Annotated in this window: 17 protein-coding genes; 5 read left to right on the top strand and 12 right to left on the bottom strand. The window is 72.3% G+C overall.

The features are described from left to right. Positions 1–114 precede the first annotated feature (114 nt). The 4 genes from ACFWYM_RS43730 to lipB form a co-directional block, all read right to left on the bottom strand. The gene (locus ACFWYM_RS43730; RefSeq protein ID WP_384850986.1) at positions 115–822 is read right to left on the bottom strand and encodes a DUF4191 domain-containing protein; all 708 of its coding nucleotides are present in this window, start codon (positions 820–822) and stop codon (positions 115–117) included. 30 nt (positions 823–852) lie between these two features. Next, positions 853–1053: a hypothetical protein gene (locus ACFWYM_RS43735; protein ID WP_384850988.1), complete on the bottom strand. Its 201-nt coding sequence runs from the start codon at positions 1051–1053 to the stop codon at positions 853–855. A 270-nt stretch (positions 1054–1323) separates the two neighbouring features. Next, positions 1324–2289, bottom strand: coding sequence for a lipoyl synthase (locus tag ACFWYM_RS43740; RefSeq protein ID WP_384850990.1), 966 nt, complete (start codon positions 2287–2289; stop codon positions 1324–1326). A 137-nt stretch (positions 2290–2426) separates the two neighbouring features. After that, positions 2427–3227 carry a lipoyl(octanoyl) transferase LipB gene (gene lipB, locus ACFWYM_RS43745; protein ID WP_384850992.1) on the bottom strand — a complete coding sequence of 267 codons (801 nt, stop codon included), beginning with the start codon at positions 3225–3227 and terminating at the stop codon, positions 2427–2429. A gap of 222 nt (positions 3228–3449) precedes the next feature. On the opposite strand from lipB, the gene ACFWYM_RS43750 reads away from it, so the two are divergent. Next, positions 3450–4910, top strand: coding sequence for a regulator (locus tag ACFWYM_RS43750; RefSeq protein WP_384850994.1), 1461 nt, complete (start codon positions 3450–3452; stop codon positions 4908–4910). Here ACFWYM_RS43750 and ACFWYM_RS43755 read toward each other — a convergent pair. The 3 genes from ACFWYM_RS43755 to ACFWYM_RS43765 all read right to left on the bottom strand — a co-directional run bounded on the left by ACFWYM_RS43755 (position 4880) and on the right by ACFWYM_RS43765 (position 9860). Then, on the bottom strand, positions 4880–7138 hold the full coding sequence (locus ACFWYM_RS43755; RefSeq protein ID WP_384850996.1) for a family 20 glycosylhydrolase: 2259 nt from the start codon (positions 7136–7138) through the stop codon (positions 4880–4882). The two genes, ACFWYM_RS43750 and ACFWYM_RS43755, sit on opposite strands and share 31 nt — an antisense overlap. Positions 7139–7321: 183 nt before the next feature. Beyond that, on the bottom strand, positions 7322–8638 hold the full coding sequence (locus ACFWYM_RS43760) for an NAD(P)/FAD-dependent oxidoreductase (RefSeq protein ID WP_384850998.1): 1317 nt from the start codon (positions 8636–8638) through the stop codon (positions 7322–7324). A gap of 277 nt (positions 8639–8915) precedes the next feature. Continuing rightward, a complete protein-coding gene (locus tag ACFWYM_RS43765; RefSeq protein WP_384851000.1) occupies positions 8916–9860 on the bottom strand; it encodes a TIGR01777 family oxidoreductase in 945 nt (314 codons plus the stop codon). A gap of 62 nt (positions 9861–9922) precedes the next feature. On the opposite strand from ACFWYM_RS43765, the gene ACFWYM_RS43770 reads away from it, so the two are divergent. Both ACFWYM_RS43770 and ACFWYM_RS43775 read left to right on the top strand, forming a co-directional pair. Beyond that, positions 9923–10411, top strand: a complete 489-nt coding sequence (locus ACFWYM_RS43770; RefSeq protein ID WP_384851002.1) for a GNAT family N-acetyltransferase — start codon at positions 9923–9925, stop codon at positions 10409–10411. A 116-nt stretch (positions 10412–10527) separates the two neighbouring features. Further along, a complete protein-coding gene (locus ACFWYM_RS43775; RefSeq protein WP_384851004.1) occupies positions 10528–11844 on the top strand; it encodes a PP2C family protein-serine/threonine phosphatase in 1317 nt (438 codons plus the stop codon). A gap of 120 nt (positions 11845–11964) precedes the next feature. Here the strand turns inward: ACFWYM_RS43775 and ACFWYM_RS43780 are convergent, their stop codons facing one another. Then, complete coding sequence (locus ACFWYM_RS43780; protein ID WP_384851006.1) at positions 11965–12642, bottom strand: TetR/AcrR family transcriptional regulator; 678 nt, start codon at positions 12640–12642, stop codon at positions 11965–11967. 161 nt (positions 12643–12803) lie between these two features. Here ACFWYM_RS43780 and ACFWYM_RS43785 point away from each other — a divergent pair, with 161 nt between their 5' ends. Next, positions 12804–13598, top strand: coding sequence for an SDR family NAD(P)-dependent oxidoreductase (locus ACFWYM_RS43785; RefSeq protein ID WP_384851015.1), 795 nt, complete (start codon positions 12804–12806; stop codon positions 13596–13598). A gap of 53 nt (positions 13599–13651) precedes the next feature. Here the strand turns inward: ACFWYM_RS43785 and ACFWYM_RS43790 are convergent, their stop codons facing one another. After that, the gene (locus ACFWYM_RS43790) at positions 13652–14176 is read right to left on the bottom strand and encodes a DUF4240 domain-containing protein (protein ID WP_384851017.1); all 525 of its coding nucleotides are present in this window, start codon (positions 14174–14176) and stop codon (positions 13652–13654) included. A gap of 142 nt (positions 14177–14318) precedes the next feature. Here ACFWYM_RS43790 and ACFWYM_RS43795 point away from each other — a divergent pair, with 142 nt between their 5' ends. Beyond that, positions 14319–15257 carry an SDR family oxidoreductase gene (locus ACFWYM_RS43795; protein WP_384851008.1) on the top strand — a complete coding sequence of 313 codons (939 nt, stop codon included), beginning with the start codon at positions 14319–14321 and terminating at the stop codon, positions 15255–15257. Here ACFWYM_RS43795 and ACFWYM_RS43800 read toward each other — a convergent pair. The 3 genes from ACFWYM_RS43800 to ACFWYM_RS43810 all read right to left on the bottom strand — a co-directional run bounded on the left by ACFWYM_RS43800 (position 15241) and on the right by ACFWYM_RS43810 (position 20152). Next, positions 15241–16305: a helix-turn-helix transcriptional regulator gene (locus ACFWYM_RS43800; protein ID WP_384851010.1), complete on the bottom strand. Its 1065-nt coding sequence runs from the start codon at positions 16303–16305 to the stop codon at positions 15241–15243. The two genes, ACFWYM_RS43795 and ACFWYM_RS43800, sit on opposite strands and share 17 nt — an antisense overlap. A 216-nt stretch (positions 16306–16521) precedes the next feature. Continuing rightward, the gene (gene aceE / locus ACFWYM_RS43805) at positions 16522–19224 is read right to left on the bottom strand and encodes a pyruvate dehydrogenase (acetyl-transferring), homodimeric type (protein WP_384851012.1); all 2703 of its coding nucleotides are present in this window, start codon (positions 19222–19224) and stop codon (positions 16522–16524) included. A 304-nt stretch (positions 19225–19528) separates the two neighbouring features. After that, positions 19529–20152: a GntR family transcriptional regulator gene (locus tag ACFWYM_RS43810; protein WP_384851013.1), complete on the bottom strand. Its 624-nt coding sequence runs from the start codon at positions 20150–20152 to the stop codon at positions 19529–19531. Positions 20153–20378 lie beyond the last annotated feature (226 nt).

The raw sequence follows: 20378 nt of genomic DNA on the forward strand, positions 1-20378 counted from the left end.
TTTTTTTTATATTTGACTGTTGCTTAGCTGGGTTTTTAGCCCCTCCCCGAATCCGTGGTGGGGGCGCGTAACCTGGGGGTGCGGCGCCCCATCGACGTATGAAGGACGGTGGCGTCAGCGCGCCTTCGGACCGCCGCCGCGCGGCATCCGCATGCCCTTGGGCATCGGACCCTTCGGCAGCGGCATGTTGCTCATCAGGTCGCCCATCGCCTTGAGGCGGTCGTTGGTCGCGGTGACCTGCGGGCCCTGCATGACGCGGGGGAGCTTGAGGAGCGTGGTGCGGAGCTTCTTCAGTTCGACCTGGCCCTCGCCGGTGCCGACGATGAAGTCGTGGACCTGGACGTCCGGGCCCACGACGCGGGCCATCTTCTTCTTCTCGGCGGCCAGCAGGCTCTTCACGCGGTTCGGGTTGCCCTCGGCGACGAGGACGATGCCCGCCTTGCCGACGGTGCGGTGCACCACGTCCTGGCTGCGGTTCATCGCCACCGCCGGGGTCGTGGTCCAGCCGCGGCCGATCTTGTCGAGCACCGCGGCCGCCGCTCCCGGCTGACCTTCCATCTGCCCGAAGGCGGCCCGCTCGGCCCGGCGCCCGAACACGATCGCCATCGCGAGGAAGGCGAGCACGAAGCCGAGAATGCCGAGATAGATCGGATGCCCGATCAGAAAGCCGATCGCGAGGAAGACACCGAAGGTGACAATTCCCACAGCGGCGATGACAAGACCGATCTTGGAGTCGGCCCTACGCGTCATCTGGTACGTCAGAGCGATCTGCTTGAGTCGCCCGGGGTTCGCGGCGTCCGCCGCGGTTTCCTTCCTCGCCATGCCAGGGAGTCTACGTGGCCGCGGAGGCGACTACGACGTGCGGGTGGCCACGTCCTCGAAGACGCGCTGAGCCTCGACCCGGTCCTTGGCGCGGCGCCGGTCCTCGAGCACGGACGTCCAGGCGTTGCGGCGAGCGGTGCGCTGGCCGCTGCCCATCAGCAGCGACTCAACGGCGCGCAGTGCGTCGGTGACGGACGGGATGGCGGTGGCGCGTACGGGCGCGGCCTGCATGGTGATGCCCTCCTGGAGAGCGGCTCGAGCGGCTATGGGTAAGGCTGTACGTGCGGTAATAGCAGGGTCACTGATTGGTGTTACCAGGACGTGACCGAGCGGTCAAACACCGATGAAGCCTTGACGCGAGGGCTCTGAATCCTGACGCGGCCCGTACGTTCCCCCTCACCTGCGGGGATCGTACGGGCCGTGGTCAACGCACCAATACTGGGCGGTAGTTGCTTGTGCGCGGATTCACACGCGGGCGCTCGTGCGCATGCCCGAGCGGGCTCACACCGCCTGCGAGGCGACGTACGCGCCGCGCTTCTCGACCGCCATCTGGAAGAGGCGGCCCGCGCGGTACGAGGAGCGGACCAGCGGCCCGGACATGACGCCCGAGAAGCCGATCTCCTCGGCCTCCTCCTTGAGCTCCACGAACTCGGCCGGCTTCACCCAGCGCTCGACGGGGTGGTGGCGCGGCGTGGGGCGCAGGTACTGGGTGATGGTGATGAGCTCGGTGCCCGCCTCGTGCAGCTGGCGCAGCGCCTCGCTGACCTCCTCGCGGGTCTCGCCCATGCCCAGGATCAGGTTGGACTTGGTGACCAGGCCGGCCTCGCGGGCCTTCGTGAGGACCTCGAGGGAGCGCTCGTAGCGGAAGCCGGGGCGGATCCGCTTGAAGATGCGCGGCACCGTCTCGACGTTGTGGCCGAGCACCTCGGGGCGGGACGAGAAGACCTCGGCCAGCTGGTCCGGCTCCGCGTTGAAGTCGGGGATGAGCAGCTCGACCTTGGTGAAGCCGTCGGCGCGCTCCGCCGTCATCGCGTGGATCTGGCGGACCGTCTCCGCGTACAGCCAGGCGCCGCCGTCCTCCAGGTCGTCGCGGGCGACGCCGGTGATCGTGGCGTAGTTCAGGTCCATCTTCACGACGGACTCGCCCACGCGGCGCGGCTCGTCGCGGTCGAGGGCCTGCGGCTTGCCGGTGTCGATCTGGCAGAAGTCGCAGCGGCGGGTGCACTGGTCACCGCCGATGAGGAAGGTGGCCTCGCGGTCTTCCCAGCACTCGTAGATGTTGGGACAGCCCGCCTCCTGGCAGACCGTGTGCAGGTCCTCGCTCTTCACGAGCTTCTGCAGGGCGTTGTACTCGGGGCCCATCTTCGCCCGGGTCTTGATCCACTCGGGCTTGCGCTCGATGGGGGTCTGGCTGTTGCGGACCTCCAGGCGCAGCATCTTGCGTCCGTCGGGTGCGACTGCGGACACGACCGGCTCCCTAAAGCTTTGATTCCTCGGCGTACCTCAGGGTACGCCCGTGATGTTCATGGCCCTCACGGACAGCCAACCTCTGGCCGTCGGGGTGCATTCCCCCGATCCCGCGCCGGGCTCTTCGGCCGTGGCCGTCAGGCGGTGGCCTTCTCGACGGTGCGCGGCTTGAGGTCCGCGTGCTCCAGGACGGCGCGGACGTGCTTCTCGGCGACCGGGAGCACCTCTTCGATGGTGACCTCGCGCCCCAGCTCGTACGCGAGCGAGGTGACGCCCGCGTCGCGGATGCCGCACGGGATGATCTTGTCGAAGTTGGAGGTGTCCGGGTTCACGTTCAGCGCGAAGCCGTGCATCGTGACGCCCTTGGCGACCCGGATGCCCATGGCGCAGATCTTCCGGTCCTGGCGGCGCTGCCCGGCGTTCGACGGCGCGTACTCGGGGCCGACGAGCCGGTGGTCGAACTCCTCGTCCAGCTGGAGGTCGGGGTTGAAGTCGAGCGAAAGCCCGCCGAGAGCCGCCTGCTGCTGTACGGGGTCGCCCAGGACCCAGACGCCCGCCCGGCCCTCGATCCGCGTGGCCTCGATGCCGAACTCGGCGCAGACCGCGATCATCGCGTCCTCGAGACGGCGCAGATGGGCCACGACGTCGACGGGGCGGGGCAGCTTCTGGATCGGGTAGCCGACGAGCTGGCCGTAGCCGTGCCAGGTGATCTTGCCGCCGCGGTCCACGTCCACGACCGGGGTGCCGTCCAGGGGCCGCTCCTCGGGGGCGGTGCGGCGGCCCGCGGTGTAGACGGGCGGGTGCTCCAGGAGCAGGCAGGTGTCCGGCACCTCGTCGGCGAAGCGGGCGGCGTGCACCCGGCGCTGCTCGTCCCAGGCTTCTTGGTACTCGACGGCGTCCGCGCCAAAACCCAACCGGACGAACTGCATCTCACTCACGGCAAGTGCCTCCCTAAAAAACCTTCGCCGTGCACGTATCGCGCCCCGCGCCACTGTACGACCCGATGTGGCGCGTCAGCCCACCGGTCAATCCTCACACGATCGGATGAATGCGTAGAGAAGGTCCCGACGGGGGCGGCCCCGGCCGCTACATTCGCGCCGTTCACGAGGCCATAAGGGCTGCTCACAGCACCGCCCGGAAGGCAGGAGACCGCACAGCCGATGACGGAACGACCCCCGCAGCGCACGCCCAACCGCCAACTAGCCGCACTCATCGCGGAGGCGGGCTTCTCCAATGCGGGGCTCGCGCGCCGCGTCGATCAGCTCGGTCTGGAGCACGGCCTCGACCTCAGGTACGACAAGACCTCCGTCACCCGCTGGCTGCGCGGACAGCAGCCCCGCGGCACCACGCCCGCACTGATCGCCGAGGTCTTCACCCGGCGCCTCGGGCGGCGCCTGTCCGCCCAGGATCTCGGCCTCGACGCCTGCGCCCCGGTCTACGCGGGGCTGGAGTTCGCCGCGACGCCGGAGGAGGCCGTCGACATCGTCGGCGGCCTCTGGCGCAAGGACTCGGGCAGCCACGCCGAACTGCGGAAGATCGCCTTCACCCCGGCGGGCCTCGTGGTGCCGAGCCGGGACTGGCTGATCGGCCGGGCCGACGAGCGCGTCGGCCGCGGCGAACCCGCCCCGCACGGCCCGCACGGCCAGCCCCGGGTGCCGTCCCAGGGGCGCCCGGTGGTGCCCCGGCAGCAGCGCAGGGAGGCGGACCGCGGCCCCGGGCAGCGGGTGACCAGCGGCGACATCGCGGCGCTCCGCTCCGTCGGCGACCTCTTCCGCGCCCTCGACCACGCCTACGGCGGCGGGCACGCCCGCCAGGCCCTCGTCCGCTACCTGGAGCACGAGGCCGAGCCGATGCTGCGCGGCAGCTACGGCGAGCAGGCCGGCCGGCGCCTGTTCGCGGCCACCGCCGACCTGACCCGGCTCGCGGGCTGGACCTCGTACGACATCGCGGCGCACGGACTGGCCCAGCGCTACTACGTCCAGGCGCTGCGCCTCTCGCAGGCCGCGGGGGACCGGGCCTACGGCAGCTACGTCCTGGTCACCATGAGCCGCCAGGCCGTCTATCTGGGGCACGGCCGGGAGGCGGTGCAGCTGGCGCGGGTCGCCCAGCAGGGCGTCGGCTCCTCGGCGCCGCCCCTCGTCCAGGCGCTGCTGCACGCGGTCGAGGCGCGCGGGCACGGGGTGCTCGGCGAGGTGCGGGCCTGCACCACCTCCATGGCCCGGGCCACCAACGCCTTCGAGGCCGCCCGGCCCGGCGACGACGTGCCGCACTGGGCCCGCTTCTTCGACGAGGCCCAGCTGACCGACGAGTTCGGGCACTGCCACCGCGACCTCCAGCAGTACCGTGCGGCGGTCCAACAGGCCGAGCGCTCCCTGCAGTTGAGGGCCGTCGGCTACGCCCGCAGCCGGCTGTTCTGCCGGGTCGTGCTCGCCACCGCACGGCTTGGCCTCGGCGAGCTGGAGCAGGCGTGCGCGCTCGGTGCGGAGGCGGCCCAGGCGGCCGGCGAGATGCGGTCGGTGCGCGCCCATGAGTACGTACGGGACTTCGAGCGCCGCCTGGAGCCGTACCGCGACGCCGGGCCGGTGCGCAACTACCGGGACCGGGTGGCCGCCCTCGGGTAGCCACTTGTCTGCCGGGGCGTCAACTCCTCGTCCCATACGAGGAGTTCGTCCAGGTCGCCGCGGAGGCTCGCCTTCTCGGTGCCGATGGAGCGGAGGGGGAGGGGGATCGAGTCGGCCACCGCGCCGATCCGCCTCCCGTCCGCGTACAGGGTCGTGCGCCCCGGTGTCGTCACCCACGTCAGCCGGGTCCAGCGGTCCAGCGGCAGCGTGAAGCCGAAGCTGTGGTCGACCGCCCCGTACCGGGTGAGGCCGACCTCGCCCGTGCCGTGCTGCATCAGCTTCAGGGCGCCCGCCCGGGAGCTGAGGAGCACCTGGTCGGCGGTGCGGGCGGTGGGCCGGACCGCCACCGAGACCGTCCAGGGCTCCGCCAGGTCCACGCCGCCGAAGCCCACCCCGTCCCGGTCGGAGTCGAAGCGCCAGGCCCCGCCGCGCACACCGTCGGCCACCGGTGCCGGGTTGTCGATGATGTACGAGGTGCCGGGCAGGCCGCCCGCCGTGTCCTCGGCGAACAGGGTGTTGCCGGGGCTGCCCGCCCAGGTCCAGCCCGCCGGGTAGGGGGCGGTGTCGAAGGTCCAGTGGTGGCTCGGGCGGCCGTCGTCGACGCGGGGTGGGGTCGGGGCGTGGGTGATGGCCATGGGGTCTCCCCTGCTCGAACGGAGTTGAGAGCTTGGGGAAGGGTCGCCGATCCGCCGCACGCGGGCGCGGAAGTCGGTGAGGGAGTCGGGCGTCGCGGACTTGTTCCAGGCCCGGTCGGCCAGGATCGCGCGGGCGCCCGCCATGTGCTGCTCGAAGTAGGCGTCGTCGGACCAGAAGTTGTAGTCCGCCCAGTTGGTGACGCCCGAGCCGAGCATGTCGGGGTCGGTGTTCGGGGCCCAACTGTCGTACATCCAGGGCTCGTCGGGGTACTTGTGGTGATAGTTGTTCGGGGTGTCGTAGAAGGGGCCGATGGCGATCTCGTCGTGGCCGGGGATCTCGGGTTCGGCGCCGCTGCCCTCCCAGGTGAGGAAGACGACGGGGGAGTGGACGCGCTGCTGGGGCGCGGTGAGGTGCTCCGAGCCGTTGTAGACGGCGGTGCGCTTGCCGTGTGACGTCACCACGTCGTCAAGGGTGTTGATGGTGCGGTTGAGGAGGTCGCCGAGGGTGGCGACGTCCGGGGCCGCGGCCAGATAGTCCTTGACGCGCGGGCACTCGGCGAGCTGGCCGGGCACCTCCTCGGCGCCGACGGAGAACAGCGGCGCGTCGAACCAGCCCGCGAACTCGTCGACGATCTCCTTCGCCTTCTCCATGGCCTTTCCGCTGGTCATGTCGATGATCCAGTCGGGCGTGAGGTGCGAGTGGGTGTGCGCCCCGGTGCAGGGGTTCGCGCCCGAGCCGAAGCCGATGCCGAACGTCTCGCTGATCGCCGTCGCGTGCCCGGGGAGTTCGAGGCCCGGCATCAGCTGGACGTGGCGGCGGGCCGCGAAGGACTTGAGGTGCTCGATGTCGGCGCGGCTGTAGCTGTGCCGGGGGTCGGCGAGGCCGGGGAACCTCGGGCTGTAGAGGCGGAAGCCCTCGGACTCCGACAGGTGCAGGAAGAGGGTGTTGAGCTTCTGGTCGCCCATCCTGCGGATCAGGTTCTCCAGGTAGGAGATCTTCCAGTACTTGCGGCCCGCGTCGAGGTGGACCATGCGCACGGGCTGCGCCGGGACGTCGGTGGCGCGGGCCCGGGGCAGGGCGCGGTGGCCGGGGTCGGTGGCGCGCAGCAGCTGCAGGAGGGTGCGGGTGCCGTAGTACAGGCCGTGGGTGGAGGCGGCGGTGACGCGGACCGGGCCCGCGCTGTCGAACCGGTGGCCCTCCGGGCCGAGTCGGGGGTCGTCGGCGAGCGTGAGGACGATGTCGCCGGGGGCCGGGTGCGCCGGGTCGGTGCTGATGCGCGGTGCGAGGCCGCTGGTCCGCCGGAGGTCGGCGCGCAGCTGCTCGGCCAGCTCGCGCACGGATTCCCTTGCGGGGCCGGGGAGTTCGGCTCGGCCGGAGGGGAGCGCGGTCGTGGACGCGGTGCGCGGGTCGAGCAGGATGCGGGAGCGCGGCGTGAGCGCGGTGCGGCCGTCGAGCGGGGTCCAGTCGGTGGGGCGGGGGACGACGGCGGGCGGGGCGTCGGCGGCATGTGCGGGCGGCGTGGTGCCCGGAAGACCGAGAGCTCCTATGAATAGGCCGAGGATCAGAGCGAACACGGGCACGGTGCGACGCATGTCGGTCCTCCCGGGGCTTGGCGGTCCGGTGGGACGGTAGCGGCGAAAATGCGCTGGAGCAAGGGGAGTTACGAGGTTCGGCGGATCGCTCGGCACGCACCGCACGGAACAGAACGAAGCCCCCGCGTGGGGGGCGCGGGGGCTTCTCGGGAGGTGGCTCGGTCGACCCAGAGGTCGGATGGGTCAGGCGGCTGTGGGTAACGCCCGCTCGGCGTTCACGGTCCGGATGCCGAAGTCGGCGAGGGCGGCGTCGGCGGCGCGGCGGCCCGAGTGCAGCGCGCCCTGGACCGTGCTGGTCTCCCGGTGGTCCCCGCACACGTAGAGGCCCGAGAGCAGCCGCACCGGGCGGCGCGCGTCGTGCGGCGGGGACATCGCGGGCACGGCCTCGCGCGTGTGGTGCACGGTGAGCAGCTCCCAGTGGGTGGTGGACGTGCCGTAGAGCTCGGCGAGATGGGCGAGGACGGTGCGCTCGGGGGGCGGCGGGCCGAGGACCGTCGAGGAGATCAGGGCGCGGCCGGCGGGGGCGCGCGTCGGGTCGACCTCGCTGATGACGGAGGTGTGGGCGACGGGGCCGCGACGGTCGGCGTCGAGGAGCAGCGCGGGCTCGTGGAGCGGGGGTTCGGGGGCGGCGTGGTGCACCACGGTCACCTCGTGGAACGGCGGCACGCGCAGTCCGGGCAGGAGCGCGGCGGCGGCGCGGGCGTCGGTCGCCAGCAGGACGGAGCGGCAGGCGATGTGGCCGTGCTCCGCGGTGGTGACGGAGGTCGTGGAGATGTCGGTGACGCGGACGTTCGTGTGCACCGTGCCCGTGGGCAGCGCGGCGGCGAGCAGGTCGGGCAGGACGTCGCTGCCGCCCTCGGGCAGACAGAGGCGGCCGCCGGCGAAGGCGTGCAGGGCGAGGTCGGCGCACCGGCTGGACGTCGTCAGGTGCGGGTCGCACAGCAGGGCCGACAGGAGCGGCCGCAGAAAGCCGTCGATGGTGCGGGCGGGCAGCCCGCGCGCGGACAGGGCGGCCCGCGCGGGGAGTTCGGGGCGGGCGAGGAGGCGCTCGACGGGGGTCGCGGCGATCCGGGCGAGGGCCGCGCCGAGGCGGGCCTGGTCGAGGCCGCCGCCGAGCGGGGTGGTGGGCCGGAGGGGGGCGCTCGCGAGGGCGCGCGCCGCAGATAATGCGCCCCTCGCGCTCCGGGCGCTCACCGGCACCGCCGCACGGTGGTGGCGCCCCTCGCCGTGGACCAGGATGCCGGGCGAGAACGGCCGCAGCACCAGGGAGTCCAGGCCCGGGGTGCGGCGCAGTTCGGGATACGTGGTGGTGAGGAGCTGCCCGATCCGGTCGAGCCGGAAGCCGTCGACCTTCTCGGTCGACATGCGGCCCCCCACGTAAGGGGCGGCCTCCAGGACGACGGTCGTTACTCCCGCACTGGTCAGGCGATGTGCGGCCGAGAGCCCGGCGACCCCGGCTCCCACGATGACGACATCCGCATGGCGCGCAGGCTCTGGCACGTGCCCCTCCCCGAGGTCGTGCGGCTGTTGGAGACGTCATGCCCCCAACAGAGTTCCGGAATACGCGAGTTCGCAACGAGGGTAGGAGCCGGGTCCTCCAGAAGCAGTCGCGCATCGGCCGGGCATGGGCGCACGATGGCGCATCCGCCGGGCGCGCGAGCCGGGGTCCTCCGGGGGGCGGGCTCCGCGGCCACCGGGTGCGCGGGCCGGGCCCGGTGCCGCGTGTTCTCGGTGTGTCCTCGTGTTCTCGGTGCGTCCTCGTGCTCTCGGTGTGTCCTCAGTCGAGCGCCGCGCGGAGCGCCTCCTCGATGTCGGGGAACGCGAAGGTGAAGCCGGACTCCTCCAGGCGGGTCGGCAGCACGCGCTGGCTCGCCAGGACGTCGCCCGCCATCTCGCCGAGGACCAGGCGCAGCGCGGGCGCCGGGGCCGGGAAGAGCGTGGGGCGGCGCAGGACGCGGCCCATCGCGGCCGTCACCTCACGGTTGGTGCGCGGGTGCGGCGCCGTCAGGTTGACCGGGCCGGAGAGGTCCGTGGCGTCCAAGAGGTGGCGCAGGGCGGCCACTTCGTCGTGCAGGGAGATGAAGCTCCAGTACTGGCGGCCGTCGCCCAGCCGGCCGCCGAGGCCCGCCTTGAAGAGCGGGAAGAGCCGCCCCCACGCCCCGCCCCCGCGCGCCACGACCAGACCGGTACGGGCGAGGACGGTGCGGATGCCCGCCTCGTGGGCGGGGGCCGCGGCCGCCTCCCACTCCACGCACATGGAGGGCAGAAAACCCTCTCCTGGAGGGGCGGTCTCGTCCACGGCGCGCTCACCGGTGTCTCCGTAGTAGCCGATCGCGCTGCCGCACAGGAACACCCGGGGCGGCTCGGCCAGCGCGGTGACGGCCCGCGCGAGCGTCTCCGTGCCCCGCACCCTGCTGTCCCGCAACTCCCGCTTGTACGCGTCCGACCAGCGGTGGTCCCCGATCCCGGCGCCCGCCAGGTTCACCACCGCCGCACACCCCGCGAGGCCGTCCGCGTCGACCTCGGAACGCGCCGGATCCCAGCGCACCTCGTCCCGCGCGCGGGGGGCTCTGCGCACGAGCCGCACCACCTCGTGGCCGTCGTCGGCGAGTGAGCGCGCGAGGGCCGAGCCGATCAGCCCGGAGGCCCCGGCGACGGCGACGCGGTACCGCGGGCCCGGCTGCCCGGACTGCTCCTGCTGCGTAGGACGCGTGGGTTCCATGGCTCCATCCTCCCGCGAATATCCGCTCCGGGCCGTCACACCTCCGCCGTACAGTGGCGCTCATGCCGGAGACGTACATACGCACCGCACGACCGGAGGACGAGGAAGCGCTCGGCCTCCTGGACCGGGTCACCTGGTCGACGCTGCACTCGGTCCAGCCCAGCCCCCAGCCGCCGTACGACCCGTTCTTCTCCGGGCGTTTCGGCCCCCGCGACCATCTGGTGGCGGAGGCCGACGGCAGAGTTGTCGGCTACATCAGACTCGGGTTCCCCACCCCGCTCGCCGTCAACGCGCACGTCCGCCAGATCCTCGGCTTCGTCGTCGCCGAGGAGGCGCGCGGCACGGGCGTCGGGCGCGCCCTGGTCCGCGCGGCCGTCCAGGAGGCCCGACGGCAGGGCGCCCGCCGCATCACGCTGCGCGTCCTCGGGCACAACACCCCGGCCCGCAAGCTCTACGAGGCGGAGGGCTTCGTGATCGAGGGCGTGCTGCCCGGCGAGTTCCTCCTGGACGGCGCCTACGTGGACGACGTGATCATGGGCCAGGCCCTCTGACATGGGCCGGGCCCGCTGAGCGGTCCGCCCGCCGAAGGCCCCGACGGACCGGCCCGGGGTGCGGCGGCCCCGCGCGCGTAGGAGCGTGAGAGGGGGCCGCCGGAAGGAGCGAGCGGATGTTCAGGGCCGCCGCCGGGCGCCGGAAGGACGAGGGGCACGGCTGGCTGCGCGGTGCGACACCCCCGCCCAGCTGGCTGCGCTGGCCCGCCCCCTTGCTCCTGGTGGTCATCTGCGTCGTGCAGCTGGCCACGCCCGAGTCGGTCGACCTGACCTTCCTCCTCGCCGCCGTCCCGCCGCTGGCCGGACTCTCGTACGGGCCCGGCGCCACCGCCCTCTACGGCGCCAGCGTCGTCCTGCTCCTCGCCCTGCCCGACTTCGGGCTCGGCCACCCCGGCCAGAGCGACCTGCTGACCGTCGCCTTCGTGGCGCTGCTCAGCGTGGTCATCTCCTGGGTGCGGGTGCGGCGTGACGCCCAGCTCGTGACGGTGCGCACGGTCGCGGAGGCCGCCCAGTTCGCGGTGCTGCCGCCGCTGGCCGCGCGGGTGGGGCGGGTGCGGTGCGCGGGCCTGTACCGGGCGGCCCAGCACGAGACGCTGGTCGGGGGCGACCTCTTCGACGTACGCAAGGGGCCGCGGAGCGTCGTGGCGGTGGTCGGCGACGTCCAGGGGCACGGGCTCGCCGCGGTGGGCACGGTCGCGGCGCTGATCGGCGCCTTCCGGGAGGCGGTCCTCGACTCGGCGGACCTGGCGGGCGTCGCGGAGCGCCTGGACCGCAGGCTCGTCGTGGACGCGGCCGAGGAGGAGCACGCCGAGCTGTTCGCGACGGCGGTGCTCCTGGAGTTCCCGGACGACTCCGACGTCGTGCACGTGATCTCCTGCGGCCACCCGCCTCCGCTCCTGCTGTGCGGCCGCGACATCAGCGAACTCTCCGTCTTCGCGGGCCCGCCCCTCGGCCTCGGCATCGCCGGACTCGCCCCGCCCGAGCCCCGCACCGTCCGGCTGCACCCCGGCGACCTGCTGCTCGCCCTGAGCGACGGGGTGCTGGAGGCCCGGGACGCGTCGGGCACCTTCTATCCGCTGGCCGACCGGCTGGCCGCGCTCATCAAGGCCGACGGGGCGGTCCTGGACGCGCCGGCGGAGCTGACCAGGAGGATCTGGGAGGACGTCGTGCGCTTCGCGGGGAGCATCAGGGACGACGCGACGATGCTGGTCCTGGCGCCGGAGGTGGAGCCGGGAGCGGAGGTGGACCACGCGGCGCACGAGGCGGGCTCGGTGCAGGAGGGGCACGCAGTGCAGGAGGCGGGCTCGGTGCAGGAGGGGCACGCAGTACAGGAGGCAGACTCGACGCAGGAGGGGCATCCAGCGCACGAGGTGCACTCGGCGCACGAGGCGGACTCGGAGCGCGAGGCTCCCTCGGCGCGTGAGCGCCCATAATCCCGCTCCCTAGGTCCCGCCCCCCTTAGGTCCCCCGCCCCCCTAGGTCCCGCCGCGCTAGGCCCCCCGCTCCCTAGGTCCCGCCGCGCGCTAGGCCCCCTGCCCCCTAGGTCCCGCCCCCTAGTCCTGGCGCCCCCTCTGGCGAGTCCCCAACACGCCCATCCCGCCCATCAGTTCGCGCAGGCACCGCACCGCGAGGTCCGCGGGAGAGCCCGGGCCCGTGACGTCCGCGTCCGTCTCCGCCCAGCTCTCCAGGGCGATGCGGATCGCGTCCGTCGCGGCGGCCGCGGCCAGGCGGACCTCCAGCGGGTTCGCGCCCTCGCCCGCGAGGCGGGCCACGACCGGCCGGAGCTGCTCCTCCGAGTCCTGGTTCACGCGGTACCAGACCGCCCGCAGCGCCGGGTCCTCGGCGGCGGCGCGCAGCAGCCCGCGGGCCTGCCGCAGCCCGTCGGCGGCCGCCTCGTCGGGCGCCGCGAGGGCCTCCGCGATGGCCTCCTCCAGGGCCGTCGGCACCGCGGCGCCCGGCTCGCTCGCGGCGAGCAGCGCGCGCCAGCGCTCACCGCCGACGGCGAGCAGCGGCGCCACCGCGTCCTGCTTGTTGCGGAAGTAGCGGTAGAAGGTGCGCAGGGCGACCCCGGCCCGGCTCGCGATGGCCTCGGCGGTGGTGCCGTCGGGGCCGTGCTCGGTGAAGAGCTCGGCGGCGGCGTTCGCGATCTCCAGCTGGGTGGCCAGCTTGCGGCGCTCGGTCAGGGAGAGCGCGGGGGGCGCGGACGGGGCGGGGGACGGCTGGGTGCTCACGTCTCGAAGCCTACGCCGTGCCGGACAGTGCGGCATGATGCGCAAGGGTGGCAAAACGTGCCATGGAGGCGTACTGTGTAGTTCGGGTCGGGGTCATGGGGCCGCGATCCGGGGCCGCCGTCGACAGCGCGGCCGAGATTCGGCACATCCGGGAGTACGTCATGCAGACCCTCAACCGCTATGAAGGCCGCCGCGCCCTGGTCACCGGCGGCGGCTCCGGCATCGGCCAGGCCACCGTCCTGCGCCTGCTCGCCGAGGGCGGCCGGGTCGTCGCCGCCGACGTCAGCGAGGACGGCCTCAAGGACACGGCGGCCAAGGCGGGCGCCGCCGCGGAGCGGCTCACCACGATCGTGGTGAACATCGCCGACGAGACCTCGGTCCGCGAGGGCGTGGCCGCCGCCACCGCCGCGCTCGGCGGCCTGGACGTGCTGGTGAACGCGGCGGGCATCCTCCGCTCCTCGCACACCCACGAGACCACCCTCGACGCCTTCAACCAGGTCATAGCCGTCAACCTGACCGGCACGTTCCTGATGATCCGCGAGTCGATCCCGGCGCTCCTGGAGGGCGACGGCCCGGCGGTGGTCAACTTCAGCTCCACCTCGGCGATGTTCGCCCACCCCTACATGGCGGCGTACGCGGCGAGCAAGGGCGGCATCCAGTCCATGACCCACGCGCTGGCGAGCGAGTACGGGAAGCAGGGCATCCGCTTCACCGCCGTCCAGCCCGGCTCCATCTCGTCCGGCATGACCGACGGCTCCGGCCAGTCCCGGCAGAGCGCGGGCCCCGGCCTGCCCGAGGACGCCGACATGAGCCTGTTCATGAAGCTCGCCCCGGCCATCGGCCAGGGCTTCGCGGGCCCGGAGACGGTCGCCTCCGTGGTCGCGATGCTGGCCTCGGAGGACGGCAGGTTCATCACCGGCACCGAGGTCCGGATAGACGGCGGCACGCACTTCTGAGAGAAGTAGTCCGGGAGGAGAGGGAGTCCGGAAGGAGAGGGAGTCCGGGAGGCTCAGGCTTCGGTGCCGAAGCGCTCCCACAGCTTCGGGTACCGCTGCGCCATGACCGCCTCGTTCTCGAAGTCGAGGGGCGTGCCCTCGGGCTCCGGCGGGGCGGGCGGGATGCCGAGGTCGGGGGCGACGACCCCGGTGAGCCGCTCGTACGCCTCGTCGGCCGCGTACCCCAGCTCCTCCCCGTCGCCGTCGAGCTCCTCGTCGAAGTCGTCGAGGAGCTCGGCGAGCGAGTCGGGGTCGTGCAGGGCGCCCTCGAAGACCTCCCGGCCCTGGCCGATCAGCCAGCACCGGAAGTAGTCGAAGGCGTCGTCGCTCGCGCCGTCGAGGAGCACCCAGGCCGCGCCCCACAGATCCCAGCGGTAGGCACGGTTGTAGCGGGACTCGAAGTGCCGGGCGAAGTCGAGGACGGCGTCCGGATCGGACTGCAGCAGCCGCTCCGCGAGCAGATCGGCGTGCTCCTCGGGGTCGCCCTCGGCGGCCTCGCGGGTACGGTCCACGATCTCCCAGAACTCCGTCTCGTCCATCACGGGTCCAGCATCGGCCCTGGGACAGGCGGACGCACGCGGAGCGCGAGGGATGCTGCTGTGTCGTTATGCATGCACATGCCCATGGAAACCCCCGGAATCCCCGACAGCAGGTGTCTGGTTTCGGTGCCACGCTCTCCGTATGGAGAACACGAAGGACAGCCGGCCGGAACTGGCAGGAAAGATCGCCCTCGTCGCCGGGGCCACCCGCGGCGCGGGCCGAGCCATGGCCGTCGAGCTCGGCCGGGCCGGGGCGACGGTGTACGTGACGGGGCGGACGACCCGCGACCACACCAGCGAGACCGGCCGCGACAGCGAGACCATCGAGGGCACGGCGGACCTCGTGACCGAGGCGGGAGGCACCGGGATCGCCGTCCCCACCGACCACTTGGAGCCGGAGCAGGTGCGCGCCCTGACCGAGCGCATCGACCGGGAGCAGGGCCGCCTCGACATCCTCGTCAACGACATCTGGGGCGGCGACGTCCACGTCGAGTGGGACAAGAAGATGTGGGAGCACGACCTCGACAAGGGGCTGCGGATCCTGCGGCTCGGCGTCGAGTCCCACATCGTCACCAGCCGGTACGCGCTGCCGCTGCTCGTCCGCAACCCCGGCGGCCTGGTCGTCGAAGTCACCGACGGCACCGAGGAGTTCAACGGCGGCACCTACCGCAAGCCCTTCTACTACGACCTGGCCAAGGCGGCGCCGCTGCGGATGGCCCGCGGCCTCGCCGAGGAGCTGGCCGAGTACGGCTGCACGGCCGTCTGCATCACCCCGGGCTGGCTGCGCTCCGAGGCGATGCTCGACACGTATTTCAAGGTGACCGAGGAGAACTGGCGGGAGGGCTGCGCGCAGGACCCGCACTTCGCGATCTCCGAGACCCCCGCCTTCATCGGCCGGGGCCTGGCCGCACTCGCCGCCGACCCCGACGTGCACCGCTTCAACGGCGCGTCCCTGTCGTCGGGCGGCCTCGCCCAGGAGTACGGGGTGACGGATGTGGACGGCTCGGCGCCGGACGCGTGGCGCTACATCACGGAGGTCCAGGAGCCCGGCAAGCCGGCGGACGTCACGGGCTACCGGTAGCCGCGCCCGCACCCCCGAAACCCTCGTGACCCTCGTAACCTTCGTGACCCTCGTGACGCCCGCGCCCACCGTGCCCCCCGTACAGTGCCGCGAGCCGCGCCCCCGTCTCGGCGAGCCGCTCCCGCAGCTCGGCCGGTTCGAGGACCTCCACCTCGGCGCCGAGCGCGAGGAGTTGGGAGTAGGCGACGGTGACGGACTCGATGGGCAGGCCGATCGTGATCCAGCCCTGCTCATCGGGTGCGCCCGCGCCGTCCAGGACCTCCTGGGCGACGGCGCGGTCCATGACGTACGGGAGGTGCCGCGCACCCTCGGCGGTCAGCCGCAGCACCGCCTTCTCGCGCAGGATCACCCGCGCGAACTGCGCGGCCCGCTCCTCCCAGAATCCCGGCAGGTCGAACTCCTCGTCCCGCGCGAAGCGTTCGCCGCCCGCGCTCCGAACGGACGTGAACCGGTCGATGCGGTACACCCGGAACGCGTCGGCGTCCGCCGCGCGGGCGCACAGGTACCAGACGCCCGCCTTCAGGACGAGCCCGTACGGCTCCAACTCCCGCTCCACCTCGGTGTCCTGGCGCCGGTAGCGGGCCAGGAACGGACGGTCGTCCCACACCGCGTCCGCGACGGCGGGCAGCAGCTCGGGCGCGGGCGTCTCCTTGAACCAGCCGGGCGCGTCCAGATGGAAGCGCTGCGCGGCGTTCTGTGAGGCGTCCCGCAGCGAGGGCATGAGCGCCGCCGACACCTTGAGCCGGGCCGCCGACGCGGCGTCCTCCAGGCCCATCTCGCGCAGGGCGCCCGGCACCCCGGACAGGAACAGTGCCTCCGCCTCGCTCCGCCCGAGCCCGGTCAGCCGGGTCCGGTACCCGCCGATGAGCCGGTAGCCACCGGCCCGCCCCCGGTCCGCGTACACCGGAACACCCGCCTCCGACAGCGCCTGCGCGTCCCGCGTGATGGTCCGCTCGGACACCTCCAGCTCCTGCGCCAGCTCGGCGGCGGTCATGGAGGGCCGGGACTGCAGCAGAAGCACCATCTTGATGAGGCGGGCGGCACGCATGCCCCCATGATGCCGCGCTTCGGCACCCCCTCCGCGCCCGCCGTTTCGCGGCGGAGATTTCCCACCCACCCGTCCCTTTCGCCCGCGGGCCGGTGGGGGCTGGTCGCGCAGTTCCCCGCGCCCCTTACGGGGCGCGTCCCGCACGAAAAAGGAGCGGGCCCCCACCCCCCAAGGGGAAGGGACCCGCTCCCGCATCCAGCCGAAGGCTTACAGCGCTTACAGCCCGTACTTCGCGCGCGCTTCCTTCACTGCGGCAGCGGGCACCTCGCCCCGGCGGGCCAGCTGGGCCAGCGCCGCCACGACGATGGACTCCGCGTCGACACCGAAGTGGCGACGCGCCGCCTCACGGGTGTCCGACAGACCGAAGCCGTCCGCGCCCAGCGACGAATAGTCCTGCTCGACCCACTGCGCGATCTGGTCCGGGACCTGCCGCATGTAGTCGGAGACCGCGAGGACCGGGCCCTCGGCACCCTCAAGTGCCTTGCGGACGTAGGGAGTACGCTCCTCGCCGCGCAGGATGGCCTCGTCCGCCTCCAGGGCGTCGCGGCGCAGCTCGGTCCAGGACGTCGCGGACCACACGTCGCCGGCCACGCCCCACTCCTCGGCGAGCAGCCGCTGCGCCTTGAGGGCCCAGTGGATGGCCGTACCGGAGCTGATCAGCTGGATGCGCGCGGCGTTGGCGGCCGGGGAGAGCCCGGCGGTCTCGGCGGTGTTGAAGCGGTAGAGGCCCTTGATGATGCCCTCGTCGATCGCGTCGCCGGACGGCTTCGCGGGCTGCGGCATCGGCTCGTTGTAGACGGTCAGGTAGTAGAAGACGTCCTGGTCCTCGCCCGGCTTGGCCTCGCCGTACATACGGCGCAGACCGTCCTTCATGATGGCGCCGATCTCGTACGCGAACGCCGGGTCGTACGTCACGGCCGCCGGGTTGGTGGCCGCGATCATCGGCGAGTGGCCGTCCGCGTGTTGCAGGCCCTCACCGGTGAGCGTCGTACGTCCCGCGGTGGCGCCGATGACGAAGCCGCGGCCCATCTGGTCGCCGAGCTGCCAGAACTGGTCGCCGGTGCGCTGCCAGCCGAACATCGAGTAGAAGATGTACAGCGGGATCATCTGCTCGCCGTGCGTCGAGTACGACGTGGCGGCGGCAATGAAGTCGGCGAGCGAACCGGCCTCGTTGATCCCCTCGTTGAGGATCTGGCCCGACTCGGACTCCTTGTAGTACATGAGCTGGTCGCGGTCGACCGGGTCGTACGTCTGGCCCTTGGGCGAGTACAGACCGAGCGACGGGAACAGCGACTCCATGCCGAAGGTGCGCGCCTCGTCGGGGATGATCGGCACCCAGCGCTTGCCGGACGTCTTGTCCCGGACGAGGTCCTTCAGGAGCCGTACGAGCGCCATCGTCGAGGCGACGTTCTGCGTGCCGGAGCCCTTGTCGAACGAGGCGAACGCCTTGTCCGCGGGCGCGGGCAGCGGCGCGAGCGGCTGCGTGCGGCGGGCCGGGGCGGGACCGCCCAGGGCGGCGCGACGCTCGGTGAGGTAGCGCAGCTCGGGGGAGCCCTCGGCGGGACGCGCGTACGGGACGACGCCGTCCTCGAAGCGGCTGTCCGGGATCGGCAGGTCAAGGAGGTCACGCATGTCCTTGAACTCGTCGATCGTCAGCTTCTTCATCTGGTGGTTGGCGTTCTTCGACTCGAAGCCCTTGCCGAGCGTGAAGCCCTTCACCGTCTGGGTGAGGATCACGGTCGGCTTGCCCTTGTGCTCGACGGCTGCCTTGTATGCCGCGTACACCTTGCGGGGCTCGTGGCCGCCGCGCGAGGTGTGGAAGCACTCGGAGACCTTGTCGTCGGAGAGCACCTTGGCGAGCTCGATCAGCGCGGGGTCCGTGCCGAAGAAGTGCTCGCGGATGTAGGCGACGTCGCGGGTCTGGTACGTCTGGAACTGGGCGTCCGGGACCTCGCGCAGACGGCGCAGGAGGGCGCCGGTGGTGTCGAGCCGGAAGAGCTCGTCCCAGGCGTTGCCCCACAGGGACTTGATGACGTTCCAGCCGGAGCCGAGGAACTGGGCCTCCAGCTCCTGCACCACGCGGAAGTTCGGGCGGACCGGGCCGTCCAGGCGCTGCAGGTTGCAGTTGATGACGAAGGTCAGGTTGTCCAGACCCTCGCGGGCGGCGAGCGTGAGCGCCGAGGTCGACTCGGGCTCGTCCATCTCGCCGTCGCCGAGGAACGCCCAGACGTGCGAGTTCGACGTGTCCTTGATGCCGCGCGCCGACAGATAGCGGTTGAACCGCGCCTGGTAGACGGCCGACAGCGGGCCGAGGCCCATCGACACGGTCGGGAACTCCCACAGCCAGGGCAGGCGCCGCGGGTGCGGGTACGAGGGCAGGCCGTTGCCGCCGGCCTCGCGCCGGAAGTTGTCGAGCTGCTGCTCGCTGAGGCGGCCGTCGAGGAACGCGCGGGCGTAGATGCCGGGGGAGGCGTGGCCCTGGATGTAGAGCTGGTCGCCCGAGCCGTCGCCCTCCTTGCCGCGGAAGAAGTGGTTGAAGCCGGTCTCGTACAGCCAGGCGGCCGAGGCGAAGGTGGCGATGTGGCCGCCGACGCCGTACTTGCTGCCACGGGTCACCATCGCGGCCGCGTTCCAGCGGTTGTACGCGGTGATCTTGGCTTCCATCTCCTCGTCGCCGGGGAAGTCCGGCTCGGCGGAGGTGGGGATCGAGTTGACGTAGTCCGTCTCGAGCAGCTTCGGCAGCGCGAGACCGCCCGCCTCGGCGCCCTCCAGCGTGCGGCGCATCAGGTACGCGGCACGGTGCGGCCCGGCCGCCTGCGTAACGGCGTCCAGGGAGGCGCGCCACTCGGCGGTCTCCTCGGGGTCGCGGTCCGGGAGCTGGTCGAGCTCGCTCGGCTGGATAGCGGAGGGGTCGGTCATAGTCGCCGCCTTCCTGAGTCGGAGGGGGGTGCCCTAACGGAAAGGGTCGGGGGTGCCCTTGGTCTCTGGCAGGACAGGGCGTGAGGCTCTGGTGAGAGCCCGTCGTCGACTGTAAGCCTGCGATCGATGATCGATCAAAGCTTGAGGGGAAAAACTTCTTCAGATCGAGAAAGTCGGCATCCGGTGCCAGCTAAATGGGCACCGGGTGCCTTGGAAATGAAGGTTTGCGCAGGTGGGGAGAGGTGCGGGCGCGACGTTTGAAGCGCGGCCGCTTCGGATGAGCGGCGGCTCGCCCGGGTAAGGCTCAGGCGCGCGGCGCGCAGCCCAGCACATGGGACTTGACCAGCTCGGCGATGGCCGGGTCCCGTCGCCGGAACGCCGCCACGAGCTCCTCGTGCTCCTCCGCGTACGACTGCTGGACCGTGCCCAGCCACCGGATCGACAGCGCGGTGAAGACCTCGATGCCGAGCCCCTCCCAGGTGTGCAGGAGCACCGAGTTCCCGGCGGCCCGCACCAGCTCCCGGTGGAAGCCCACCGTGTGCCGGACCTGCGCGGTGCCGTCCGCCGCGCTGTCCGCCTCGTACAGGGCGGCGACATGGGGTTCGAGGGCCGAGCAGTCCTCGGCGAGCCGCTCCGCCGCGAGCTCGGCGGCGATCGCCTCCAGGCCGGCCCGGACCGGGTAGCTCTCCTCCAGGTCGGCGGCGGTCAAGTTGCGCACGCGGACGCCCTTGTTGGGCGCCGACTCGATGAGCCGCAGCGTCTCCAGCTCGCGCAGCGCCTCGCGCACCGGGGTCTGCGAGACCTCCAGCTCCACCGCGATACGGCGCTCCACGATGCGCTCGCCCGGCTTCCAGCGCCCGCTGACGATCCCCTCCACGATGTGCTCGCGGATCTGTTCGCGCAGCGAGTGAACGACGGGCGCGGTCATGTGGGCTCCTCAGGCGGGGGCAGGCAGGCGCCCCAGGGCGTGGTGACCCCTAGACAATACGGCGACGCCCCCGTCCGGAAACCTCCGGGCGGGGGCGTACGCGCTGATGAGACGAGTGTTACAGCGTCTCGTACGGGACCTACAGGCCGAGTTCGACCTCGAACTCGCCGGCCTCGAGGATCTGCTTGACCGTGGTCAGGTAGCGGGCGGCGTCGGCGCCGTCGAC

The sequence above is a fragment of the Streptomyces sp. NPDC059009 genome, assembly GCF_042740175.1.
Taxonomy (GTDB): domain Bacteria; phylum Actinomycetota; class Actinomycetes; order Streptomycetales; family Streptomycetaceae; genus Streptomyces.